Raw genomic sequence first — 22,858 nt, 5'->3', positions numbered from 1 at the left:
GTCCTCCCTCTGTATGTATCAGTTTTCCGGTTCGAGCATGATCGTGGCGAGCGGCGGCAGGACGAGCATCGCCCCGATATTGCCGCCGGCATCGACCGCCTGAACGCGTCCGCCATTTCCCTTGCCGCTGCCGCCATAGATTTCGGCATCGGTATTGAGAATTTCCCGCCACCGCCCTGCCTGGGGCAGCGGCACGTAATAATTTTCCCTGTAGACCGGCGTGAGGTTGCAGATGACCGCCACCGGCTTTTCACCAGGCGCCGTGCGCAGCCAGGCGAAGACGGAATTCTCGTGATCATCGACCACAAGCCAGCGGAACCCTTCGGGTTCGCAATCGCGGGCGTGCAGGGCGGCTTTGGACCGATAGGTGAGGTTGAGGTCGCGCACCAGCCGGCGCATGCCCTCATGCATCGGATATTGGCGCAGGTTCCAGTCGAGTGACCCCTTTTCGCTCCACTCGCTCCATTGCGCGAATTCCTGTCCCATAAACAGCAGCTTCTTGCCGGGATAACCCCACATGAAGCCGTAATAGGAGCGCAGATTGGCGAATTTCTGCCAGTCGTCGCCGGACATTTTGGCGATCAGCGAGCCCTTGCCGTGCACCACCTCGTCGTGGGACAGCGGCAGCACGAAATTTTCGGTGAAGGCGTAAAGCAGACCGAAGGTCAGTTCCTGATGGTGGAACTTGCGATGCACCGGCTCACGCGCGAAATAGCTGAGCGTGTCGTGCATGAAGCCCATGTTCCATTTGAAACCGAAACCGAGACCGCCCTCATGAACGGGCTGCGACACTTTCGGCCACGAGGTGGATTCCTCGGCAATCGTCATGACGCCCGGATGGGTGCCATAAACGAGGGAATTCATGTTCTGCAGGAAACGCACGGATTCGAGATTTTCCCGTCCGCCATATTCGTTCGGGATCCACTCGCCTTCCTTGCGTGAATAATCGAGATAGAGCATCGAGGCGACCGCATCGACGCGCAGGCCATCGAGATGGAATTTCTCGGCCCAATAGAGCGCGTTGTTGATGAGGTAAGACATCACCTCGACGCGACCGAAATTATAGATCGCCGTGTTCCAGTCTGGATGAAAACCCTGGCGCGGATCGGCGTGCTCATAGAGTGCCGTGCCGTCGAACCAGCGAAGCCCATGTTCGTCGGTCGGAAAATGCGCGGGAACCCAGTCCAGCAAGACGCCGATGCCAACCTTGTGCGCACCGTTGACGAAACGGGCAAAGCCTTCCGGATCGCCAAACCGTGCGCTCGGTGCGTAGAGACCCGTCGTCTGGTAACCCCAGGAGGGATCATAGGGATGTTCGGTAATCGGCAGGAACTCGATGTGGGTAAAGCCCATATCGGTGCAATAGGGAATAAGCTGCGCGGCGAGTTCATCCCAACTCAGGAAGGTGCCGTCTTCGCGCCGCTGCCATGAACCCGCATGCACTTCGTAGATGCTGATCGGCTGGCGACGCTGGTCCACCTGCGCCCAATGTTCCCGGTGGGCCTGATCTTCCCATTTCTGCGACAGTTCGGTGGCGGTGACGGATGCATTTTTCGGTCGCAACTCGGCACGGCGCGCGTAGGGGTCCGCTTTCAGCGGCAGCAACTCGCCATTCGCGCCGAGGATTTCGAACTTGTAGGCGCAACCGGCATAGACGTCAGGCGCGAAGATTTCCCAGATGCCCGTATCTTTGCGGAAGCGCATGACGTGGCGGCGGCCATCCCAATTATTGAAATCGCCAACCACCGAAACGCGCCGCGCATTGGGCGCCCAGACGGCAAAATGGAAGCCTTCGACACCTTCAAGTTTCAGAGGATGTGCACCCATCCGGTCGAAGAGCCGCAAATGCGATCCCTCGCGGACGAGATAATCATCCATCGGTCCGAGAACCGGGCCAAAACTGTAAGGATCGGTCACTGCCCACTCGGCATCATCGCGGGCAGCGCGGTATCGGATCGGCTGGCGTTTCTGGAGGTCGATCGGGCCTTCAAAAAAACCATCGGGATCCAACCGCTTCAATTCGCCGACGAAAGTCCCGTCCAGTGTCAGGACAGAGACTTCCTCCGCACCGGGAATGAAACAGCGGGCAAGAAACCCTTCCGGCGTTTCGTGAACACCGAGAAGGGCGAAGGGGTTGGAATGCAAACCGCTCTTAATCGCCTCGATTTCAGCCTTCGTGATGTCGACAGTCTTTTTCTCTTCGGCCGAATTGAGCGGTTTTTTCATCAGGCTCTCCAGATCTCGGTGGCATATTGACGGATCGTCCTGTCGGACGAGAACCAGCCCATACGCGCCGTGTTGCGCACTGCTTTGGTGTTCCAGCTATCCTGATCGCTCCAGATCGCATCTACTTTGCGCTGAGCCTCGGCATAGGCGTCGAAATCGGCGGCGACCATGAACCAGTCGCTGTTGTAAATGCCGTCGATAAGGGCGGAAAACCGGGAACGGTCGTCGGGTGAGAACACACCCGACGCGATGGATGACAGCGCCTGCGACAATTCCGCAGACCCTTCGATAATGCCACGGGGATTATGACCATCGGCACGGGCCTTGGCGACATCTTCCGCGGTCATGCCGAAGATGACCATGTTGTCGGCGCCGACATGTTCCAGCATTTCCACATTCGCGCCATCGAGCGTGCCGATGGTGAGTGCGCCATTGAGTGCGAATTTCATGTTGCCGGTGCCGGACGCTTCCATGCCGGCCGTCGATATCTGCTCGGAGAGATCGGCAGCGGGAACCATGATTTCCGCGAGCGAGACGTTGTAATTCGGAACAAAAACCACCTTCAGAAGTCCGCGCACGGCCGGGTCGTTATTGATCACCCGGGCAATATCGTTGGCAAGCTTAATGATCAGCTTCGCGTTGTGGTAACTCGGCGCTGCCTTGCCTGCAAAGAACTTAACGCGCGGCACCCAATCCAGTTCCGGATGCGAACGGATTTGATCATAGAGTGCGACGGTTTCGACAAGGTTCAAAAGCTGCCGCTTGTATTCGTGAATGCGCTTGATCTGGATATCGAACATCGCAGAGGGGTCGACGCGGATGCCCATGCGCTGCGCCACCGTATTGGCAAGGCGGACCTTGTTCAGGCGCTTCACCTCGGCGAATTTTTCGCGGAAACCGGCGTCCTCGGCAAAGCGGTCGAGAGCGGTCAGTTTTTCCGCATCATCGAGGAAATCGTCGCCGATCGTCTCGCGCAGCAGGCTGGTCAGGCCGGGATTGCACTGCATCAGCCAGCGGCGTGGTGTGATGCCATTGGTCTTGTTGTTAATCCGCTCCGGATACAGGCTGTGCAGATCGGCAAACACCGTTTCTTTCATCAGATCGGTGTGAAGGGCGGAGACGCCGTTGATGGAATGCGAGCCGATGAAGGCGAGGTTGCCCATGCGCACACGTCTCTCGCCACCTTCGTCGATGAGAGAAATGGAGCGGATCTGCTGGTCCGCCATCTTCTTTTCCTTGCGGGCAAAGAGCAGAGTATTGGCGTTGATCGCATAAACGATCTGCATGTGTCTTGGCAGCAGACGCTCAAGCAGCGGCACCGGCCAACTCTCCAGCGCCTCGGGAAGCAGCGTGTGGTTGGTATAGGAGAAGGTGCCCTGCGTGATCTTCCAGGCTTCCTCGAACTCCAGACCGTGCACATCGCACAGAAGGCGCATCATTTCCGCGATGGAAATGGCCGGATGGGTGTCGTTGAGCTGTATAGAGACCTTGTCCGGTAGAGAGGTGAAATCCGGATACTGCTGCAAGTGGCGGCGCAGGATGTCCTGCAGCGAGGCGGAAGAGAAGAAGAATTCCTGTCGCAGGCGCAGTTCCTGGCCGGCCGGCGTTGCGTCCGCTGGGTAAAGAACGCGCGTCAGGCTTTCCGCCTTGTTGCTCTCGCGAAGAGCCCCGATATGGTCGCCGGCATTGAAGGCGGCGAGGAGAATGGGGTCTATCGGCTGTGCCGACCAGAGGCGCAGCGTGTTGACGCGGGTGCCGCGCCAGCCGACGACCGGCGTGTCGTAAGCCATGGCGATGACCCGCTCGGCCGGTTTCCAGACGAAGCGCTGCGGGTCTTCATATCCGCCGATCGTCTCCACCGAGCCGCCGAAGCCGATTTCATAAGAGCTTTCGCGGCGCTCGAATTCCCATGGGTTACCGTGGGCAAGCCAGGTTTCCGGCAGTTCCACCTGCCATCCGTCAGCCATCTGCTGGCGGAAGAGGCCATGCACGTAACGGATGCCGTAGCCATAGGCGGGAATATCAACGGTCGCCATGGATTCCATGAAGCAGGCAGCAAGACGCCCAAGACCGCCATTACCCAGTGCCGCATCCGGCTCCAGCCCGGCGATAACGTCAAGATCGACGCCGAGGGAGGACAGCGCGTCACGAATCTCGTGCATCAGGCCGATGTTGGAGATGGCGTCGCGCATCAGGCGGCCGATCAGAAATTCCAGCGACAGATAATAAACGCGCTTGGAATTGTTGGCATAGGCCTTGCGGGTGGATTCCATCCACTTGTCGATGATGCGGTCACGCACGACGAGGATGGTTGCGGTCAGCCAGTCATGCGGTTTTGCAACCTTAACGTCTTTGCCGATGCGGTAGGTCAGTCGCTCGATGATTTCCGCGGCCATGATTTCCGGGTTGGAACTGCGCGGCGCGGGGCGGGGAAGATCGGCGGCGTTGAGATTATTGATCATTGGTCGGTCAGCACCTTGGTGGGAGGAGAGGGTCTGAGAGGTTGATCCGTATTGCCATTGCTGATGTCAGTTTATGCATCGATATGGAGGCGTGGCAACAGCAATTTTCGCGGAAAGTGATGTGGGCTAGAATTTTGAAAAATAAGAGTTTTTTCACGCCCTGAAGGACACAAAGAATGTTCTAAGCCTCATATCCGCAGTTTGTGAGGCTGTTTGCGTCGGCGGTGCGATGTCTGGCATCGTTCAAAAGAGAATGAGGCTGCAAAAGTTTGAAATGGTTCACCGGTCCTGAAATCTGTTCATTTTATTATATCCATGCACCAGACTGGAAACCGTCCGTGGTTTAGCCGAATGCCTCAACGTACACACTAGCCTTCGCAGCCGCAAAAATTCAATGAAAATAAATAAGCCGCCACGGCGCAAATTGGATGGCGGCTTTATGCTCTTGGCAAAATCGTCTCGGATAAGAATCTCTATTGCAGGAAAAAAGGTGCCGCCGTCATTTCTCCCGCGCGGATCGTCAGGCTGGTGTTCGGCGGAACGGCGCACCAGGGCGTGCAATCGAAGGAGAAAGGCTCCGAACTGAGCGCGATGCCGTCATCGAGCATGCGCCAATAGAGCGTCGGCGGCTTGTCGTCGCTCGACCAGCGAAAGGCATGCACGCAGTCGCCATCCATGAGCACGGCGCTGAAGCGAAGCGCAGAGGATACGCCTGCCGCGACCATCTTTTTATGGCAGAGCCGCAGCGCCGTCGCGATCGCGCGGACGGGATCGGCTTCAAGGCCGAGCCCCGCGGCAATCAGAAAAATGGCTTCGCTGTCGCCGGTGCCGCGCCTGTTTGCATAGAGGTCGTCTGGAATGAGGGAATCGATGTCGCGCCTGATCTGCTCATAGCCGCCGATTTGGCCGTTATGCATGAACAGATATTGGCCATGGGAGAACGGGTGGCAATTGGCGCGGGAAACTTCGCCAGATGTGGCGGAGCGCACATGCGCCATGAACATGCCCGAGCGAAGCTGGTGGCAAAGCGCCGCCAGATTGGCATCCGACCAGGCAGGTCGCGTGTCGCGAAAGACGCCGGGCGTTCCGCGCTCGCCATACCAGCCGAGGCCGCAGCCATCGCCGTTCACAACGGTTTTGGCCTCTCTCGCGGCCATGGACTGGCTGACCAGCGATGCTTCGGGCTCGATCAGAAGGCTGTCGAGCCAGACCGGTTTACCGGAATAAGCAAAGAGGCGGCACATTCACGCGGCTCTGTCGAACGCCTTGTTCCCAAGCGCGAAGGCGACCGCGGCCTCCGCATGAATGGCTGTCGAATCGTAACCCGGCAACGGCAGCGCGTTGGGGTCGATCAGCAGGGAAATTTCGGTGCAGCCGAGAATGACGGAATCAACACCCAGCGCACGGGCTTTTTCGATTACTGCAAGGTAGCGCTCGCGCGAACAGGACTTGATTTCCCCCTGGCAGAGCTCGCCGAAAATAATGTCATGAATTGCAGCCCGGTCATCCGCTTCGGGCACAACGACGTCGATGCCCTGGCGACGCATCCGATCGGTGTAGAAGCCGTGTTCCATCGTGTAACGGGTGGCGAGCAGCAATGGCTTGCGGCGTCCATCCGCCTTCAGGGCGGCGGCGGTTTCGTCGATAATGTCGATCAGGGCGACGCCTGACATTTTTTCGACCGTGTCTGCGACAAGATGCATGGTGTTGGTGCAGATGAGCACGCAATCGGCACCGGCATTGGCGAGGCGTGCGCCGGCAGCGCCCAGAAGCGCGCCTGCTTCATCCCAGCGGTCAGCCTTCTGAAGGGCGACAACTTCGGAAAAATCGAGCGAATGCATGACGATATCGGCCGAAACCAGCCCGCCGCGGCTGTCGCGCACTGCCTCGTTGATCATGCGATAATAGGTTGCGGTGGATTCCCAGCTCATGCCGCCAATCAGGCCGATGCGTTTCATCTGTTTCCCCTTATCAAAATTGATTGCGACAAGGATGCCATCGCCGTCACGAAAACGGCGTGCGTTTTTCCTGCGATTTTTAGGCGGAAGTGCAAGTCTGGAGCGGGATGGCCGGTAAATGCGCAAATTTCTTGCGAAAATATGTTAACAGGTGCATTCTTTTCGGATGATTGATGATCGAGACCGCCGAATCCTTGCGATTCTCCAGGAAAATGCGGAAACGCCGCTCGCCGATATCGCCGAGGAGGTTTCGCTGTCGCTATCGGCCTGTTCGCGGCGCATTACCCGGTTGCGCACGGAGGGATATGTGACGGGCACGATGGCGCTGTTGGACCGGCGAAAAATCAATCTGCCGACCACGGTTTTCCTGCTGGTGAGAACGGGCCTGCATGCCGAGGATTGGTTGGACAAGTTCCATGCCGCCGTCAGCACCATACCGGAGATTGTCGAGGTTCACCGCCTGACGGGTAATTTCGACTATATTCTCAAACTCGTGCTGCCTAATGTCGAATATTACGACACCGTCTACAAGCAAATCCTGCGTCGCGTTCAGCTTTACGATATGTCGGCCTTTATCTCGATGGAGACGGTGAAGCTGTCGTCATCGCTGCCGACGACGCACATCTGAGCGCCCATCAACGCGTCGTCGATTGGCCGTCGAAACGAAAACCAAAGCGGAAGCTGCGCGTTTCTCCCGGGTTCAATGTTATCGCGTCCGCGAATTCGGGCTGGTTGAACGCATTGGTGGGCGTTTCCACGGGTTCCAGGGCTATAGAGTGGCGCCTGCCGCGCGCGAGGGTATCGCCGGTAAAGACATGCATATGACCCCGCTCCTGCCATACCGTCAGGCTCGCGCCGCTATTACGGTCTTCCAGCCTCGTTTCGTAAAGCCCGTTTTCGGATGCATTCAGATCGGTGAAGCATAAATCGAGCACATGGCCTGATAGCGGCGTTTGGACAAAACCAATGTCGTCCCGTTTGACGACAGCGCCTTTTGGGTCACGAAGGGGGATCAGATTTGCGTCTGTTTCGATAACGGTCTTCGAGGGCAGCGTAAGAAGAAGGTTATCGATAGACGTCGTGCCGGGCAGGCGGAAATAGGGATGCCAGCCGGCCGCGAAGGGCATGGTCTGCTCACCGCGGTTGATGCCGCGGATGTCGATGGCAACCTCATGGCCGGAGAAACGATATTCCACCTCGATGGTGAGCCGGTATGGATAGCCCGCAAAATCGGCAGGCCGTATATCGGCGCGAAACAGCAGAATGTGGGCGTCATCCGCCTTGTCGGAATGGACAAGAATGAAGGGCAGGGCTCTGGCAAATCCGTGAAAAACCAGGGCTTCATGGGCAAGTACCGGTTCAATGCGATGGTCCTGCCCGCCAAAGCTAAAGCGACCATCCGCAATGCGGTTGGTGAAGGGTGCGAGAATGCCGTTTCTCACTCCATTCTGCGAGCCAATGTCGGAAGGGTTCAAATATCCGTCGATGAGGTTCTCGTTCCCAGCACCGTCTGCAGAGAGGGGTCGCCAGCTCAGGAGCGTCGCGCCCTCGTAGGCAATTTCGGCAGAAAACCCATTCCCGGAAACGGTGACACCGGCAATTCCCGCGCCTGTGGTCGAAATAGTCATCGGGAAATGTCCTCTGCATGTATATCTGCGGTCATACGGCAAATGCCCTGCCGATTCGCCGATCATCGTCGGTGCGGGACCATTTCGCAATGGGACGGCGCGGGAGTTTCAACAGCCTCCCGCCATCCGCTATTTCCGGGCATCAGCCCGAAAGGTTGCGTTTTGCGCCGCCGAAAAACTCCATCAGTGCAGCTTGGTCTTCTCCGCCAAGTCCGGCTGCCGTCAACATCCGGTGCACCTCGGCGCAGACGGCCGTCAGTGGCATGGCAGTGTTGGTTCGCCGGGCAAGGTCCTGCGCGCCATTCAGATCTTTCACCATGTTATCGATGCGGCCGGTCCGGCGGTAATCCTTTGCTACATAGCGGGGCATATACTCCTGAAGGATGGCGCTGTCGGCGCGCCCGCCCTTTAGCGCCTGCGGTATCTTTGCGGCATCGACGCCAGCATCGAGTGCGAGCTGCGTTGCTTCCGCCACGGCGAGAAAGTTCAGCCCGCAAAGAACCTGATTGATAAGCTTGGTGGTCTGGCCCGCCCCGCAGGGCCCCATATGGGTATAGTTGCTTGCGACATGTTGGAGCACCCGGTGAGCATCGGTCACATCCTTTTCACTACCTCCGGCCATCAATGTCAGTTGCCCGATGAGCGCCTTGGGCGCGCCGCCGGAAAGCGGGCTGTCCACCCAGCGCAGGCCTTTATCTGCGGCGTCAGCCGCCAGTTCCTTAGTCGCTTCCGGGTCAATCGAGGACGTGTCGATGATGAGCGTGCCGGGTTTTGCGCCGGCCGCCACGCCATCCTTGCCGAACACAGCGATGCGAACGATTTTCGGCGAGTTGAGGCTGAGGATAACCACATCGGAAGCCGAAGCCGCCTCCGCAGCCGTGCCGGCGCTCTGTGCGCCAAGGTTCGTCAGCGCCGACACCTTTTCCGCGTCGAGATCGAAAACCGTCAGATGATTGCCCGTCTCGATGAGCCGCGTGCCGATAGCGCCGCCCATAGCGCCAGCACCGATCAGGGCGACTTTGTTCTTCTCGCTCATGTTGCTCACGGCCTCCTCCCAAAGTGTCGTGGTGTCGTCCGACTGCCGTTTTTTACAGCGAAGCGGTAATGCCGCCATCGACATAGAGAATATGTCCGTTCACGAAGGACGAAGCGTCTGACGACAGGAAAATGCAGGCGCCGACGAGTTCGTCCACCTTGCCCCAACGACCGGCGGGTGTGCGCTTTTCAAGCCACGCAGAAAAGGTGGGATCAGCCACCAGTGCAGCATTGAGCGGCGTGTCGAAATAGCCAGGCGCTATAGCGTTGCATTGCAGGCCATATTTCGCCCAATCCGTCGCCATGCCCTTGGTCAGGTTGCCGACAGCGCCCTTGGTGGCGGTGTAGGGCGCAATGCCCGGCCGAGCGAGGGCGGTCTGGACGCTGGCGATGTTGATGATCTTGCCGCGGCCTCGGGTGATCATATGGCGCGCGGCTGCCTGACCGGCATGGAATACCGAGGCGATATTGGTTTGCAGCAGGCGCTCGAAGGCATCGGCCGGGAAATCCTCGAGAGGAGAGCGGTGCTGCATGCCGGCATTGTTGACGAGGATATCGATCGGACCAACCTCTGCTTCAAATTGATCGATAGCGCTGCGCACAGCGGCATGGTCCGTGGCGTCGAAGGGCAGTGTTTTAGCGCCTTTGATCCGCGTGGCGGCATCATCCAATTTCACTTCATCACGGCCGTTCAGCACCACGTCGGCTCCCGCCTCCGACAGGCCTTGCGCCAGCGCAAAGCCGATGCCCTGGGACGAGCCGGTGATCAGGGCTCTGCGCCCGGAAAGATCAAACAATTTCAGGCTCACTATTTCCTCCAGTCTCTCCCGGCATTGACCTCATGCCGATTTATGTTATCGATAACATTCATCCGTTTCAGCTCTGAATGTCAAGGCTGAAACGCTCGCCTCCTGTAAGCGGCGAGTGGATGTCCGCACGCGATACATTCGTGGAGGCGACGGATGTAAGCTATATTTGTCACGTCGCGGAGGGGCGACGTCAAACGGAGATATCAATGAGAGCGATTGTTGCCCACGGGGCGAAGGATGTCCGCATCGAAGAGCGGCCTGAGGAGATGCCGGGGCCGGGTGAAGTGCGGCTTCGTCTGGTCCGGGGCGGAATCTGCGGCAGCGATCTGCATTATTACAACCATGGCGGCTTCGGCGCGGTGCGCCTTCGGGAACCCATGGTGCTCGGGCATGAGGTCTCGGCCATTATCGAAGAGCTGGGCGATGGTGTGGAGGGGTTGAAGGTCGGTGGGCTTGTTGCGGTTTCGCCCTCCCGCCCATGCAGGACATGCCGCTATTGCCAGGAAGGCCTGCACAATCAGTGTCTCAACATGCGCTTTTACGGCAGCGCGATGCCTTTCCCCCATATTCAGGGCGCTTTCCGCGAAGTTCTGGTGGCAGATGCATTGCAGTGCGTACCGGCCGATGGCTTGAGCGGTGGAGAAGCAGCCATGGCGGAACCCCTGGCGGTGACGCTGCATGCGACGCGCCGCGCTGGCGATCTGTTGGGAAAACGGGTGCTTGTGACTGGCTGCGGCCCCATCGGCATTCTTTCCATTCTCGCCGCCCGCCGTGCGGGTGCTGCTGAGATCATCGCGACCGACCTTTCCGATTTCACGCTCGCCAAGGCGCGTGAAGCGGGGGCGGACCGTGTCATTAACAGCAAGGACGAACCTGATGCGCTGGCGGCCTATGGTGCCGACAAGGGGACCTTCGATGTTCTCTATGAATGCTCTGGGGCTGCGGTGGCGCTCGCGGGCGCGATTCCGGCGCTGCGTCCGCGGGGGATTATCGTTCAGCTTGGTCTCGGCGGCGATATGAATCTGCCGATGATGGCGATTACCGCGAAAGAACTCGATCTGCGCGGATCGTTCCGCTTCCACGAAGAATTCGCTACCGGCGTCGAATTGATGCGCAAAGGCCTGATCGACGTCAGACCGTTTATCACGCAGACTGTCGATCTAGACGATGCTATCTCGGCTTTCGAATTTGCCTCGGACCGCGGTCGTGCCATGAAGGTGCAGATCGCGTTTTCGTAATGCGACCGTGTGAGCGTCGGCCATATCCGCACCAATGGCACTGACGAGGGCTGGCATTCGCTGTGTGTTACCGATATCATTACAAGACTGATCGGTCTGGCGAGCTAAGATGGGATGGCAGTGGTCACGTGGACATTGAAGAAGGGCAGCATCCAGTCGGGATGCTGCCCCATTTTAATCAGTCGCGTCTGAAGGACCGGCCGTCAGTGAATGGAGATGCCGCGCTTGTCCGCTTCTTCTTTGATGATGTCTTCGACGACGGTCCTTTTCAGATCAGGATTTCCGAGAAGGTAATCGTCGGCGATTTCGAAGATCGACTTGGGATTCTCGGTCCTGTGCAAGGTGTCGAGGTCCTGACCGATCTGCTCTCGAAGGCTGGAATAATCGTCCATTGCGGCGCTCCAAAATTATCGTTCAGTCGAGAAGCTCGGCCGGAACCTTGCCACCATTTTCGGAAAGCTTCTTGATAACGGCCTTGTGCAGCCAGATGTTCATGGTCGCCGAGTCCGAAGTGTCGCCGGTGTAACCCAGTTCGCTCGCCAGCTCCTTGCGGGCCGTGAGGCTGCTGTCGAGGTCGAGGGCTTTCAGAAGATCAACGATGGAGTGTTTCCAGTCGAGTTTCTGGCCGTTCTTTTTGACAGCGGCATCAAGAATGGAGGCGACGTCAACATTGCCTGTTGCTGCGGGGGCCGGCGCCGCGGTTGTTGGCGCAGGCGCGGCAGGTGCTGCCGGGCTTGTCGCCGTCGGGCTCGCGGTGGATGTCGGCGTTGCGGCAGGCGCGGAGGTCTCTGGTGCCGCTTCGGCCTTGCCGAAAATCGCGTTCTTGATCTTGTCGAAAAAGCTCATGGTGTCCTCCCCTTACCTGCGGAATGCCCGCCCGATCGCGATGAGTATGCAGGCACCGATGAAGCCGGCGATGAGGTAACCGATCCAGCCGCCGAGCGAAATGCCCACAAGTCCGAGAAGGAAATTCGCGACAATCGCGCCAATGATACCGAGAATGATGTTCATGAAAACACCCATATTGCTTTTCATGAACTGTTCGGCGAGCCAACCGGCTACGCCGCCGATGATGATTGCTGCAATCCAGCCAACTTGTGCGTCTTCCATAACAGGCCTTTCCTTTCTTATGAGAGGTCAGGAGGCTTATGGACCCGCATGTTTACGCACGTCCCCCCGCCTTGAAATGACCCCAGGCGGGATTATAACGACGGTGCGGAAATTTTGTTCCGCGCGGCGTGTAAGCTTCGACCGTTTCAACCCTGAGCCTTAAAATCCAGCCCGATGTCGAGCACCGGTGCGCTGTGCGTCAGCCAGCCAATCGAAATGAGGTCGACGCCGGACGCGGCAATGGCCGGCGCGGTCTGAGGATTGATGCGGCCGGAGGCTTCGGTAATGGCGCGACCGGCGACGAAGTGGACCGCCTCGCGCAATTGTTCTGGCGTCATGTTGTCAAGGAGGACGGCGTCCACGCCTTCTTCCATCGCCTCTTGCAACTGCGCCAGCGTATCGACCTCCACCTCGATCTTGACGAGATGCCCGACACCCGTCTTTGCGCGGCGGATGGCGTGGCGCACGCTCCCTGAGACGGCGATATGGTTGTCCTTGATCAGAACCGCATCATAAAGGGCAAAGCGGTGGTTCATCCCGCCACCGGAGCGCACCGCATATTTTTCCATCGCTCTAAGCCCCGGTGTCGTCTTGCGGGTGCAGGCGACCGAAGCCTTGGAACCGGCAATGGCCGCGACGATTCTTGCCGTCACGGAAGCGATGCCTGAGAGATGGCCGAGGAAATTGAGCGCCGTCCGCTCTGCCGTCAAAAGGCCACGGGACGGGCCCTCTATCGTTGCGATGATGTCGCCCGGTTCGACCGTTGCACCGTCCATCACATTCCGGTTCATGACAATGGCGGGGTCCACCAGCTGAAAGGCGAGCTCCGCGGCATCGAGACCGGCAATAACGCCCGGTTCGCGCGCGGCCATAACGACCACGGAGCGATGATCGGCAGGAACGACGGCGTTGGAGGTGATGTCGCCCGCCGGGCCCAGATCTTCCAGAAGGGCGTTACGAACGATTGGTTCGAGGAGGAGCCGGGGCAGGGGTGGAAGGGTGGAAACGGTCATATCAGGCGCTCCGCGCAAAGCTGGCCGCCGGGCGGTCGGACGACACAAATTCATGGGCGATGGTGGTGATGTTGCTGAGGTTCAGCCTGCGCCTCGTGGCGACGGCGTGCCGCCCGGGAAAATCGTCGCGGAAATGCGCGCCGCGCGATTCTGCGCGCAGCGCCGCGAAGACCGCGACGGCTAGTGCAACAAGCGCTGGATCCGATGCGGCGCCATTTCTCTCTGCCAAGGGCAGAAGATCGCGGATCGCATTGGTCAGTCCCTCTGCATGTCTTGCAATACCGAGGTGGCGTGAAACGATGGGCCTGATGAGAGAGAGATCGGGCGCAGGAAAATCCGGTAGGGGCAGCGTCGGTATAGTTGCCGCCGCTCTTCCGGCGGAGGCGGGTCTGCCGGCAATGTCCTCCGCCGCCCGCATGCCCATGGCGGCCGCTTCGAGCAGGGAATTGCTGGCGAGCCTGTTTGCCCCGTGCAGGCCGGTGCAGGCGGCTTCGCCGGCAACCCAGAGGCCCGGCACGGAGCTGCGCCCATTGCCATCGGTTGCGACGCCGCCCATGTGGTAATGCACGGCCGGGCGGACGGGAATGAGGTCACGGGCCGCGTCTATCCCCGCTTCCCTGCAGAGCAGGTCGATTGCGGGGAAACGGGTAGAGAACTTTGAGCCGGGCGACTTGCGCGCATCGAGAAAGACCTTGCCGCCGCGCTCGATTTCACGGTTGATGGCACGGGCGACGATGTCCCGCGGCGCGAGTTCCCCACCCGGCGTGGCAGCCATGAAACGGTCGCCACTTTCGTTGACGAGCACCGCGCCTTCTCCTCGCACGGCCTCGCTGACCAGCGCCAGCGGCCGCCGGGTCGAAGAAAGTGCGGTGGGGTGAAACTGCACGAACTCCATGTCGGCAAGAATGGCGCCGGCGCGCGCGGCAAGCATGATGGCCTGCCCGAAATTGGCCGGTGGGTTGGTCGTCGCGTCGTAAAGCCCGCCGAGGCCGCCAGTCGCCAGGACAACTTCCGCAGCCGGAAGGGTAAAACAGCCTTTCGGACCGAGGCATGCAACGCCGGCGACCGCGCCGTCCTGCGTCAGCAGCCGACGCACGTCCGTGCCATCAAGAACCGAGATCGATGGCGTGCGAAGAACGGCCGCTGCAAGCGCGCTGACGATCGCAGCGCCCGACCCGTCGCCTTCCGCGTGGAGAATGCGACGCCGACTATGAGCGGCTTCGAGCCCGAACACGTAGTTGCCCTGGGCGTCGCGGTCAAAGCGAACGCCCGCCCGCTCCAGTGCGTCGATGACGGCGGGTGCCGATGAAACAATTTCGACTGCGAGATCCTCATCGCAAAGGCCATCGCCTGCAGCAAGTGTATCGGCCAGGTGAAGCGCGGGGCGGTCATCAGGCCCAAGGCTTGCTGCGATGCCTCCCTGCGCCCAGGCACTGGAGGTTTCGCCGCCCAAGGCGGCACGCGTGAGAAGCAGCACGGGCCGCGGGGCAAGCGTCAGCGCCGTCATAAGACCGGCAATGCCGCTTCCGACGATGACGGTCCAGCCCGCTTGCGGATGGCCCTTCCTCATATGTTCAGCATCCTCTCCACAGCGCGGCGCGCGGCAACGGCGATGGCCGGATCAACCGTCACTTCGTGGCGGTTTTCCTCCAGCGCCGTGCGGATGTTGCCAAGCGTGATGCGTTTCATATGCGGGCAGAGATTGCAGGGACGGATGAATTCGACATCCGGGTGATGCACGGCGACGTTGTCGCTCATCGAGCACTCGGTTAGCAACACCACGCGGGCGGGGCGCTCGCGGGTGACATAGTCGGACATGACGGCGGTTGAGCCGGAAAAATCTGCGGCATCCACGACATCGGGTGGGCATTCCGGATGCGCCAGCACGGTGACGCCGGGATGGCTTTCCCTGAGTTCCCTGATGTCATCAGCGGTGAAAAGCTCATGCACCTCACAATGGCCGCGCCATGCTATCAGCTCCACATGGGTTTCGCGCGCGACGTTTTTCGCCAGATATTCGTCCGGCAACATCAGCACACGGGGCACGCCGAGCGATTCCACCACCTGACGCGCATTGCCTGAGGTGCAGCAGATATCGGAGGCGGCCTTCACGGCCGCAGACGTATTCACATAGGTCACTACAGGCACGCCGGGATAGGCTTTGCGCAGAAGGGCGATATCCTCGGGCGTGATGGAATCGGCGAGCGAACAGCCAGCACCCATATCCGGAATGAGCACGGTTTTTTCCGGGTTGAGAAGCTTCGCCGTCTCCGCCATGAAATGCACGCCTGCGAGGACGATCACATCCGCTTCCACCTCCATTGCCTTGCGGGCGAGCGCCAGGCTATCGCCGACGATGTCCGCCACGCCATGGAAGATTTCCGGTGTCTGGTAATTGTGGGCGAGGATGACGGCGTTGCGGTCGCGCTTCAGCGCGAGGATGGCGTTTACATCGTCCTGAAAGCTCATCCATTCCGCTTTGGGAATGACGCGGGAAACGCGGTCGTAAAGGCTTGCAGCGGAAATCGGTTCGTTCACGGACGCCTCCCATTAATGCTCTAATTGAGCATATGTCCTTCAAATACATATTCTCATCATGAGCATATGTCAATTGCGAGAGAGGGGAAGCTTTGATCCGGAAAGCGCGCGTTCATCAAGAACGGTTTGACGAAAGCGGAAGAGTTTGGCTGGCCGTCCGCCGGTCTCGGTAGTCACGTCGCCGGTTTCTTCGACCAGCTGCTGCAACTCGATCAGTCGGCGGAAATTCTGTTTGTGCAGCGTGAGGCCCGCCAGCGCCTCGACCGCGCGTTGAAGCTGGAGGAGCGTGAAGGCATCCGGCATGAGTTCGAAAACCACCGGACGATATTTGATCTTCGCTCGCAGGCGCGCGATGCCGGTGGCAAGGATGCGGCGGTGATCGGCAAACATCGGCTTGCCGAAATTGATCCGTGGTTCGCCCTGCGCTTCCTCGACCAGCCCGGCTTCATAGAGCAGCTCGTACCGTTGCAGGGTAAGTTCTTCGTTCCATCCGCCGCCATCGAGGCCGAAGGTGAAGTCGGCCCGCAGATGACGCTGGTCCTTGCAGGCAGGGTCGGAATCGGCCCAGTCGCGGAGCCGGTCGATGATACTGCCCAGAATTTCGGGACGGCCCTTGCGATGATCCTCCCAGGGGAAATAATCGTACCAGCCGTGCCACAGCGCGCGTCTCCTGCCCGACGCTTCCTGCTCGCGCACCAGGCCGAGATAACCGATCGAGATCGTTCTCCCGCCTGGAATGTCGTTGTTACGGTCGCGATCGGCGAAGGTGTAGAGCTGCTCCAGGTAACCAACCGGGTGGTGCGTCTGCTCGTGGATCCATTCACGCAACCCGCTCTGGAGTGTCCTGTGTCCGAATTCGAAAGGCCCGGAGGGTAGGGCGATACCTTCCCGAACGGTCATCACACGCGGTTCATCCGTCGTCATCGCGGTAACGACGGCAATGAGTTCGGCGTGGGCAAGCCCGATTGTCACGGCTGGTCCTTTTATCGTTGTCCCCAGGATCAATCTTCTTTGGCACAGGATGCCTGGTTCGCCAACATGGCCGCTAAAATGCGCTGTCGATAAAACGCCTGTTCGCACAATCGCGGCCCGTCAGACAAAAGGATGAACTCTTGGCATTAGCCGTCCGGCATCAGCTATGTTACAGAGCCGCCGCAAGCATTTCAGACCATAAAGGCTAGTGTTGGACAACATATCTTTCGAAGAGACACTTGTGGGTTATTACACCTGGAACGTCGGGCCGAATCTGGTTTATCTGGATGCCGTAGCCGCCCATCTGCGCGAATTTTCCCCGGAACAGGGCGCAAGAGGCATTCCGGTCGAGGATTTCATTGCCCAAATCGAAAACGGTTCGCGCGCACGCGTTGCTCAGGCCGTCTATAATTCCCTCACCAATGGCGTGTTTTATGATCAGGAATACCGCATCCAGCTGAAGGCGGGCGGTTTTCGCTGGTTGCGCACGACGGGACGAGTAATTCTGGACAGCGACCGTCTTCCGATCATGGCGATGGGCACGGTGAGGGATGTGACGGCCGGCAAGGTTCTGCTGATGTAGCAGATGGCTGGTCGCCATGAAGCCGGCTGATCAATTCCTGCATTGCCTGATGGTGCAGTGAGGTTCTGGGCCGGAGTGCGTGCTACCGGTCAACACATCATCGGCCTCCGCCTGCTGCACGCGGGCTCACCGGTGCTGAAGCGTCGTCTGTGTGACAAATATCTGGATGCTCGCCTCAGGCACGAGGATGTACGGCGTGGCGACAAAACGCGATGCTCGTGCATCGTTTTACGTTTTTGCGCAAAGAGATTTTACTGCTGAGAAGGATTTGGTGGAGCTAAGCGGGATCGAACCGCTGACCTCTTGCATGCCATGCAAGCGCTCTCCCAGCTGAGCTATAGCCCCATAAGGGTTCCGGCATTTCTTCCGGTTCCGGGAACCGAAGCGGTTGTTGTTTCCGTTCGGTGGCGGCTTACTACTTCGGCTTTCCGGTGAGTGCAAGCATAAAAAACGGCCCGGCGTCATTTTTTTGTCGCCGGGCCGGATTATCATGGAAAATCAAGCTTCTTCGTCGTCACCCGGTACGCCGATGATGCCGGACATGTCGTCGTCGTCATCTTCGTCGTCGGTTTCGAGGAAGGTGTCGTCATCGTCGTCGATTTCGACGTCATCGTCGTCACCCAGATCAGGGATGTCGTCGCCGCTGTTGTCGCCATCGGCATCTTCCAGCGAGACGAGTTCGACTTCCGTGTTTTCGGTATCGACTTCCGCCACTTCCTCTTCTTCAGCCTGCTCCATCTTGGCCTGGGCGGTGCTTTCCTCGAAGAAGGAGAGCGGCCAGGACTTGCCGGTGTAGGGAGAAACGACCGGGTCGCGGTTCAGATCGTAGAACTTCTTGCCGGTATCGGGGTCTGTGCGCTTGGTACCAAGTTCCGCTTTTGCCACTGTCTAAGCCTCAAATTGTCGAATGAGTTTCGGTGTGTACGCCGTGAAACCGGCATAGACGGTAAAATTTATAGCCGGTCCCCTTAATCGTTGCGCTCTTTCGTGTCAAAGACAAACTTCGCGTGCTACCTCCGCTGGCGCAAGCCCTATGCGTCTATGCTGATGTAATAGGAGAGGCTTCGCACACATTATTAAAGTGACGACGGATGCACGGACGGAACGCTTCATGACCTTCACCATTGCCATAGATGGGCCAGCCGCGGCCGGCAAAGGAACCCTTTCCCGCAGGATAGCCGAGACCTATGGCTTTCATCACCTTGATACAGGCCTCACCTACCGCGCGACCGCCAAAGCTCTTCTGGATGCCGGGTTGCCGCTCGATGATGAGACGGTCGCGGAGAGAATAGCGCTGGAGGTCGATCTTGCCGGCCTGGATCGCGCCGTGCTTTCCCGGCACGATATCGGCGAGGCTGCGTCAAAGATTGCGGTGATGACGCCCGTGAGGCGCGCGCTGGTCGAGGCGCAGCAGCGCTTTGCCGCAAAGGAGCCCGGTACGGTGCTCGACGGTCGCGACATCGGGACCGTCGTCTGCCCGGACGCGCCGGTGAAGCTCTATGTGACGGCTTCTCCAGACGTGCGGGCGCGCCGGCGCTACGATGAAATTCTGGAGAGTGGCGGCGCCGCGGATTATGATTCCATTTTCGCCGAGGTGAAAAAACGTGACGAGCGGGACATGGGACGTGCCGACAGCCCGTTGAAACCGGCTGAAGACGCGCACTTGCTAGATACGTCGGAAATGAGTATAGAGGCGGCGTTTCAGGCCGCGCGCACGATTATCGACGCCGCTCTGAAGAGATAGGTTTTTCGCGGAACGGCTTGTCGCCATCTGCGTTTAGTCCGGAATTGCCTGAAGACATGTCCTTGCGCCGGAAAGCCTCTTGAAGAGGCGGGCATGGGTTCGGGTATCAACAACACTAGCCCACCGGCGCTTTGTATTCGCCCCCGTGCGGATGCATTCAGGAGATTTCATGTCAGTATCTACCCCCACGCGCGACGATTTCGCAGCGCTTCTCGAAGAATCCTTTGCCTCTAACGATCTTGCCGAAGGCTATGTTGCCAAGGGTATCGTCACGGCAATCGAGAAGGACGTCGCCATCGTTGACGTCGGCCTCAAGGTCGAAGGTCGCGTTCCGCTCAAGGAATTCGGCGCGAAGTCCAAGGACGGCACGCTGAAGGTCGGCGACGAAGTTGAAGTGTATGTCGAGCGCATCGAAAACGCTCTCGGCGAAGCTGTTCTCTCGCGCGAAAAGGCTCGTCGTGAAGAAAGCTGGGTCAAGCTCGAAGCCAAGTTCGAAGCTGGCGAGCGCGTCGAAGGCGTTATCTTCAACCAGGTCAAGGGTGGTTTCACCGTCGATCTGGACGGCGCTGTTGCCTTCCTTCCGCGTTCGCAGGTCGACATCCGTCCGATCCGCGACGTGACCCCGCTGATGCACAACCCGCAGCCCTTCGAAATCCTCAAGATGGACAAGCGTCGCGGCAACATCGTCGTTTCGCGTCGTACGGTTCTCGAAGAGTCGCGTGCCGAGCAGCGTTCTGAAATCGTTCAGAACCTCGAAGAAGGCCAGGTTGTTGACGGCGTCGTCAAGAACATCACCGATTACGGCGCGTTCGTCGACCTCGGCGGCATCGACGGCCTGCTGCACGTCACCGACATGGCATGGCGCCGCGTCAACCATCCTTCGGAAATCCTCAACATTGGCCAGCAGGTCAAGGTTCAGATCATCCGCATCAACCAGGAAACCCACCGTATCTCGCTCGGCATGAAGCAGCTCGAGTCGGATCCTTGGGATGGCATCTCCGCCAAGTACCCGGTTGGCAAGAAGATCTCCGGTACGGTCACGAACATCACCGACTACGGTGCATTCGTTGAGCTGGAGCCGGGCATCGAAGGCCTGATCCACATCTCCGAAATGTCCTGGACCAAGAAGAACGTACACCCCGGCAAGATCCTGTCCACGAGCCAGGAAGTTGACGTTGTCGTTCTCGAAGTCGATCCGTCCAAGCGCCGCATCTCGCTCGGTCTCAAGCAGACGCTTGAAAACCCGTGGCAGGCGTTCGCTTACAGCCATCCGGCTGGCACGGAAGTCGAAGGCGAAGTCAAGAACAAGACCGAATTCGGCCTGTTCATTGGCCTCGAAGGCGATGTCGACGGCATGGTTCACCTGTCGGACCTCGACTGGAACCGTCCGGGCGAGCAGGTCATCGAAGAGTACAACAAGGGTGACGTCGTTAAGGCTGTCGTTCTCGACGTTGACGTTGAGAAGGAACGCATCTCGCTCGGCATCAAGCAGCTCGGCAAGGACGCTGTCGGCGAAGCCGCTTCTTCCGGCGACCTGCGCAAGAACGCAGTCGTTTCCGCTGAAGTCACCGCGGTCAACGATGGCGGCATCGAAGTGAAGCTCGTCAACCACGAAGACCTCACCTCGTTCATCCGTCGCGCTGATCTCTCCCGTGACCGTGACGAGCAGCGCCCTGAGCGTTTCTCCGTTGGCCAGGTTGTCGACGCCCGCGTCGTCAACTTCTCGAAGAAGGACCGCAAGGTCATGCTTTCGATCAAGGCTCTGGAAATTGCTGAAGAGAAGGAAGCAGTCGCACAGTTCGGTTCCTCCGACTCGGGCGCTTCGCTCGGCGACATCCTCGGCGCGGCTCTGAAGAACCGCGGCGAATAATCGTCAAGATCGTTGAACTGAAGAACCCGCCGGAATTTCCGGCGGGTTTTTTATTGCTTGCAACTCATCCTTAGGGGGTAACGAGCCGCTTTTCAGAGCATGCCGCTCATCTTCAGGTAATAGTTTTCTGCACTGTCGTCGGACGTTGCTGGGGACCCGCTCACCTGCTCCCCGCTCGTGTCATTGGCGGCGATGCGTTCTTCCTTGTCTTCCTGATTATCGGGATCCTCAGCCCCGGCCTCGGCTTCCTCTCCCGCCTCTTCCTCTGAAAACGGTCCACCACCCCGCGGTGGCGTTTCCGATTCGTAGTCCTCATCCGCTGGCGGGTAGGCGACGATTGGTAGTGGCGTGCCGTCTTTCGCAAGAGCCGCGGCGAGCAGGGATTGCGAGGCCGATTGCTCCAGCATCGCCATTCTCGCTTCCGGGTCGAGTGTCGCGCGCGGCGACATCTGGGGTTCCGGGCGATTGGCCGCAGCGTCCGTCTCGTCGCCAACGGGATGAGATGTAGGCGTTGCGAGGGCGGCTTTTTCCGTGGCCTGATCGTCAGACTGCTGTTGCGCAGCGCTTTGCGGCGCGGGCAGCGCCTGCTGCGGAACGGCTGCCTTGAGCGGAAGCCTGCCTGTTGCGGCCGCAAGCAACAGGGTGTTTATGGTCTCGGCATCTTTCGTCAGCGGACCGGATGGTGGGATGACACCCGTGCGGGTTTCCTTCGAATCGGTCTTGGCCAATTCCCGATGCGCAACGGCAGGGCGCGTTTCACCATTGTCGATGCGGGGCAAGTTTGGCAGACGGTTGTCACCTGACATCTCCTTCGCCCCGCCGCCGGCTTGCGGCGGAAGCGGACGTGCGGCGTCGTTCGCCCGTCCATCCGGTTTGGCGATACTGCTCGGCACCTCATCCGTGTGGGCCAGTACGACTTGCTTTGTGGTGCGAAATTCGGGCGGTGTAGTCAGAGCCGCGACCGTTGCTTTCACCGCTGCGCCACTGAGGACGAGCGGGCCGATGAGCATGGGAAGAAGTTTGGTGGCGCCTGCGGCGTTCGCCGCCGGCGCTGTGGGGGCGAAGGATGGGCGGGGTTCGATAGTCTGATTTGGTGCTGTCTGTTGTCTCGGCTGGTTGGGCGGTGCAGCGGTCGTCTCGGAATGAGCCGCGTTGTTCTGCTGATAGAATGAAACCGCGGCCCTGGCCGCCAAATCCGCACCCTTGGATCGGGAAAGCTCTATCAGCAGCGCCAAACGGGCAGCATCCGGCCCCGTCGGCTGTTTGAGAATTTCGGCGAGCATTGTCAGGGTCAAACCCTGCAGCGCCTTGCCGACCTGTTGTTCCAATGCCAGCCGCTGCGATGCTGGCAGGGCGCGGAGCGCCTCCGTCAGTCGCGTCACGTAGGTCTGGATAGCCTCGCCGTCCCGGCGTGGCAGGTTCATAAGCTTGCCCAGCGCTTCTGCCAGAACAGCAGTGCTGCGGGATAGCTGAAATTCGCCGGTGAGCGAGGCGACGGCGGCCCGGGCGAAGAGGCTGCCACTGGTTTCAGGGGCAGGATCGCCCATCCGTGTCGGCACGATTTCTTTCACCGGCGTGCGCGTGGTCACCAAAACGGTGGTACCATTGGCGGCGTCGGCTGCGGCGATTTTCGGTACAGGCGGTAACATGCTGCGCTCCGTTCCTATCGGTG

General features: G+C 59.4%; 21 protein-coding genes and 1 tRNA gene. 5 read left to right on the top strand and 17 right to left on the bottom strand.

Annotation, left to right across the window (positions count from 1 at the left end; genetic code table 11):
• Window positions 1-18 precede the first annotated feature (18 nt).
• From glgB to AT6N2_RS16520, 4 genes are all read right to left on the bottom strand, one after another.
• On the bottom strand, window positions 19-2,226 hold the full coding sequence (glgB, locus tag AT6N2_RS16535; protein ID WP_209090254.1) for a 1,4-alpha-glucan branching protein GlgB: 2,208 nt from the start codon (window positions 2,224-2,226) through the stop codon (window positions 19-21).
• Window positions 2,226-4,688 carry a glycogen/starch/alpha-glucan phosphorylase gene (locus AT6N2_RS16530; RefSeq protein ID WP_425292745.1) on the bottom strand — a complete coding sequence of 821 codons (2,463 nt, stop codon included), beginning with the start codon at window positions 4,686-4,688 and terminating at the stop codon, window positions 2,226-2,228. Before AT6N2_RS16530 ends, glgB begins: the two co-directional genes overlap by 1 nt.
• Before the next feature lie 473 nt (window positions 4,689-5,161).
• A complete protein-coding gene (locus AT6N2_RS16525; protein ID WP_209090252.1) occupies window positions 5,162-5,932 on the bottom strand; it encodes a class II glutamine amidotransferase in 771 nt (256 codons plus the stop codon).
• Window positions 5,933-6,646 (bottom strand): aspartate/glutamate racemase family protein, encoded by a 714-nt coding sequence (locus AT6N2_RS16520; RefSeq protein ID WP_209090251.1) that lies wholly within the window; start codon window positions 6,644-6,646, stop codon window positions 5,933-5,935.
• Window positions 6,647-6,812: 166 nt separating this feature from the next.
• Between AT6N2_RS16520 and AT6N2_RS16515 the strand changes: the two genes are divergently transcribed.
• Complete coding sequence (locus AT6N2_RS16515) at window positions 6,813-7,274, top strand: Lrp/AsnC family transcriptional regulator (protein ID WP_063947169.1); 462 nt, start codon at window positions 6,813-6,815, stop codon at window positions 7,272-7,274.
• 7 nt (window positions 7,275-7,281) lie between these two features.
• Here AT6N2_RS16515 and AT6N2_RS16510 read toward each other — a convergent pair whose 3' ends face one another.
• The 3 genes from AT6N2_RS16510 to AT6N2_RS16500 all read right to left on the bottom strand — a co-directional run bounded on the left by AT6N2_RS16510 (window position 7,282) and on the right by AT6N2_RS16500 (window position 10,118).
• The gene (locus tag AT6N2_RS16510; RefSeq protein WP_063947170.1) at window positions 7,282-8,274 is read right to left on the bottom strand and encodes an aldose 1-epimerase; all 993 of its coding nucleotides are present in this window, start codon (window positions 8,272-8,274) and stop codon (window positions 7,282-7,284) included.
• A gap of 142 nt (window positions 8,275-8,416) precedes the next feature.
• A complete protein-coding gene (locus AT6N2_RS16505; protein ID WP_209090250.1) occupies window positions 8,417-9,310 on the bottom strand; it encodes an NAD(P)-dependent oxidoreductase in 894 nt (297 codons plus the stop codon).
• Between the two features lie 52 nt (window positions 9,311-9,362).
• Window positions 9,363-10,118 (bottom strand): SDR family oxidoreductase, encoded by a 756-nt coding sequence (locus AT6N2_RS16500; RefSeq protein ID WP_063947172.1) that lies wholly within the window; start codon window positions 10,116-10,118, stop codon window positions 9,363-9,365.
• 206 nt (window positions 10,119-10,324) lie between these two features.
• Here AT6N2_RS16500 and AT6N2_RS16495 point away from each other — a divergent pair, with 206 nt between their 5' ends.
• A complete protein-coding gene (locus AT6N2_RS16495) occupies window positions 10,325-11,356 on the top strand; it encodes an L-idonate 5-dehydrogenase (RefSeq protein WP_209090249.1) in 1,032 nt (343 codons plus the stop codon).
• A gap of 203 nt (window positions 11,357-11,559) precedes the next feature.
• Here the strand turns inward: AT6N2_RS16495 and AT6N2_RS16490 are convergent, their stop codons facing one another.
• From AT6N2_RS16490 to AT6N2_RS16460, 7 genes are all read right to left on the bottom strand, one after another.
• On the bottom strand, window positions 11,560-11,748 hold the full coding sequence (locus AT6N2_RS16490; RefSeq protein WP_063947174.1) for a hypothetical protein: 189 nt from the start codon (window positions 11,746-11,748) through the stop codon (window positions 11,560-11,562).
• 22 nt (window positions 11,749-11,770) lie between these two features.
• Complete coding sequence (locus tag AT6N2_RS16485) at window positions 11,771-12,202, bottom strand: DUF3597 domain-containing protein (protein WP_063947175.1); 432 nt, start codon at window positions 12,200-12,202, stop codon at window positions 11,771-11,773.
• Window positions 12,203-12,214: 12 nt separating this feature from the next.
• Window positions 12,215-12,466, bottom strand: coding sequence for a GlsB/YeaQ/YmgE family stress response membrane protein (locus tag AT6N2_RS16480; protein ID WP_003508605.1), 252 nt, complete (start codon window positions 12,464-12,466; stop codon window positions 12,215-12,217).
• A gap of 146 nt (window positions 12,467-12,612) precedes the next feature.
• A complete protein-coding gene (gene nadC / locus AT6N2_RS16475) occupies window positions 12,613-13,479 on the bottom strand; it encodes a carboxylating nicotinate-nucleotide diphosphorylase (RefSeq protein WP_063947176.1) in 867 nt (288 codons plus the stop codon).
• A gap of 1 nt (window position 13,480) precedes the next feature.
• A complete protein-coding gene (locus AT6N2_RS16470; protein ID WP_063947177.1) occupies window positions 13,481-15,049 on the bottom strand; it encodes an L-aspartate oxidase in 1,569 nt (522 codons plus the stop codon).
• Window positions 15,046-16,017, bottom strand: coding sequence for a quinolinate synthase NadA (gene nadA / locus AT6N2_RS16465; protein WP_063947178.1), 972 nt, complete (start codon window positions 16,015-16,017; stop codon window positions 15,046-15,048). Before nadA ends, AT6N2_RS16470 begins: the two co-directional genes overlap by 4 nt.
• Window positions 16,018-16,086: 69 nt before the next feature.
• Complete coding sequence (locus AT6N2_RS16460) at window positions 16,087-16,989, bottom strand: NUDIX hydrolase (protein WP_063947179.1); 903 nt, start codon at window positions 16,987-16,989, stop codon at window positions 16,087-16,089.
• A 208-nt stretch (window positions 16,990-17,197) separates the two neighbouring features.
• Here AT6N2_RS16460 and AT6N2_RS16455 point away from each other — a divergent pair, with 208 nt between their 5' ends.
• Entirely contained in the window at window positions 17,198-17,572 is a 375-nt protein-coding gene (locus AT6N2_RS16455; protein ID WP_063947180.1) for a PAS domain-containing protein, read from the top strand.
• A 269-nt stretch (window positions 17,573-17,841) separates the two neighbouring features.
• Here the strand turns inward: AT6N2_RS16455 and AT6N2_RS16450 are convergent.
• Together AT6N2_RS16450 and AT6N2_RS16445 are read right to left on the bottom strand one after the other, a co-directional pair.
• A tRNA-Ala gene (locus tag AT6N2_RS16450) sits at window positions 17,842-17,917 on the bottom strand.
• Window positions 17,918-18,070: 153 nt separating this feature from the next.
• Window positions 18,071-18,457, bottom strand: a complete 387-nt coding sequence (locus tag AT6N2_RS16445) for a TIGR02300 family protein (protein ID WP_063947181.1) — start codon at window positions 18,455-18,457, stop codon at window positions 18,071-18,073.
• Window positions 18,458-18,683: 226 nt separating this feature from the next.
• Between AT6N2_RS16445 and cmk the strand changes: the two genes are divergently transcribed.
• Complete coding sequence (gene cmk / locus AT6N2_RS16440) at window positions 18,684-19,316, top strand: (d)CMP kinase (protein ID WP_063947255.1); 633 nt, start codon at window positions 18,684-18,686, stop codon at window positions 19,314-19,316.
• A gap of 169 nt (window positions 19,317-19,485) precedes the next feature.
• Window positions 19,486-21,186: a 30S ribosomal protein S1 gene (rpsA, locus tag AT6N2_RS16435; RefSeq protein WP_063947182.1), complete on the top strand. Its 1,701-nt coding sequence runs from the start codon at window positions 19,486-19,488 to the stop codon at window positions 21,184-21,186.
• A 92-nt stretch (window positions 21,187-21,278) separates the two neighbouring features.
• On the opposite strand, the gene AT6N2_RS16430 is transcribed toward rpsA, so the two are convergent.
• On the bottom strand, window positions 21,279-22,835 hold the full coding sequence (locus tag AT6N2_RS16430) for a hypothetical protein (protein ID WP_063947183.1): 1,557 nt from the start codon (window positions 22,833-22,835) through the stop codon (window positions 21,279-21,281).
• Between the last annotated feature and the right edge of the window lie 23 nt (window positions 22,836-22,858).

The sequence above is a fragment of the Agrobacterium tumefaciens genome (assembly GCF_017726655.1).
GTDB classification, from domain to species: domain Bacteria; phylum Pseudomonadota; class Alphaproteobacteria; order Rhizobiales; family Rhizobiaceae; genus Agrobacterium; species Agrobacterium tumefaciens_B.
The sequence above is the reverse complement of the archived record's forward strand: the minus strand, read 5'-3'. Positions and strand labels throughout refer to the sequence as shown.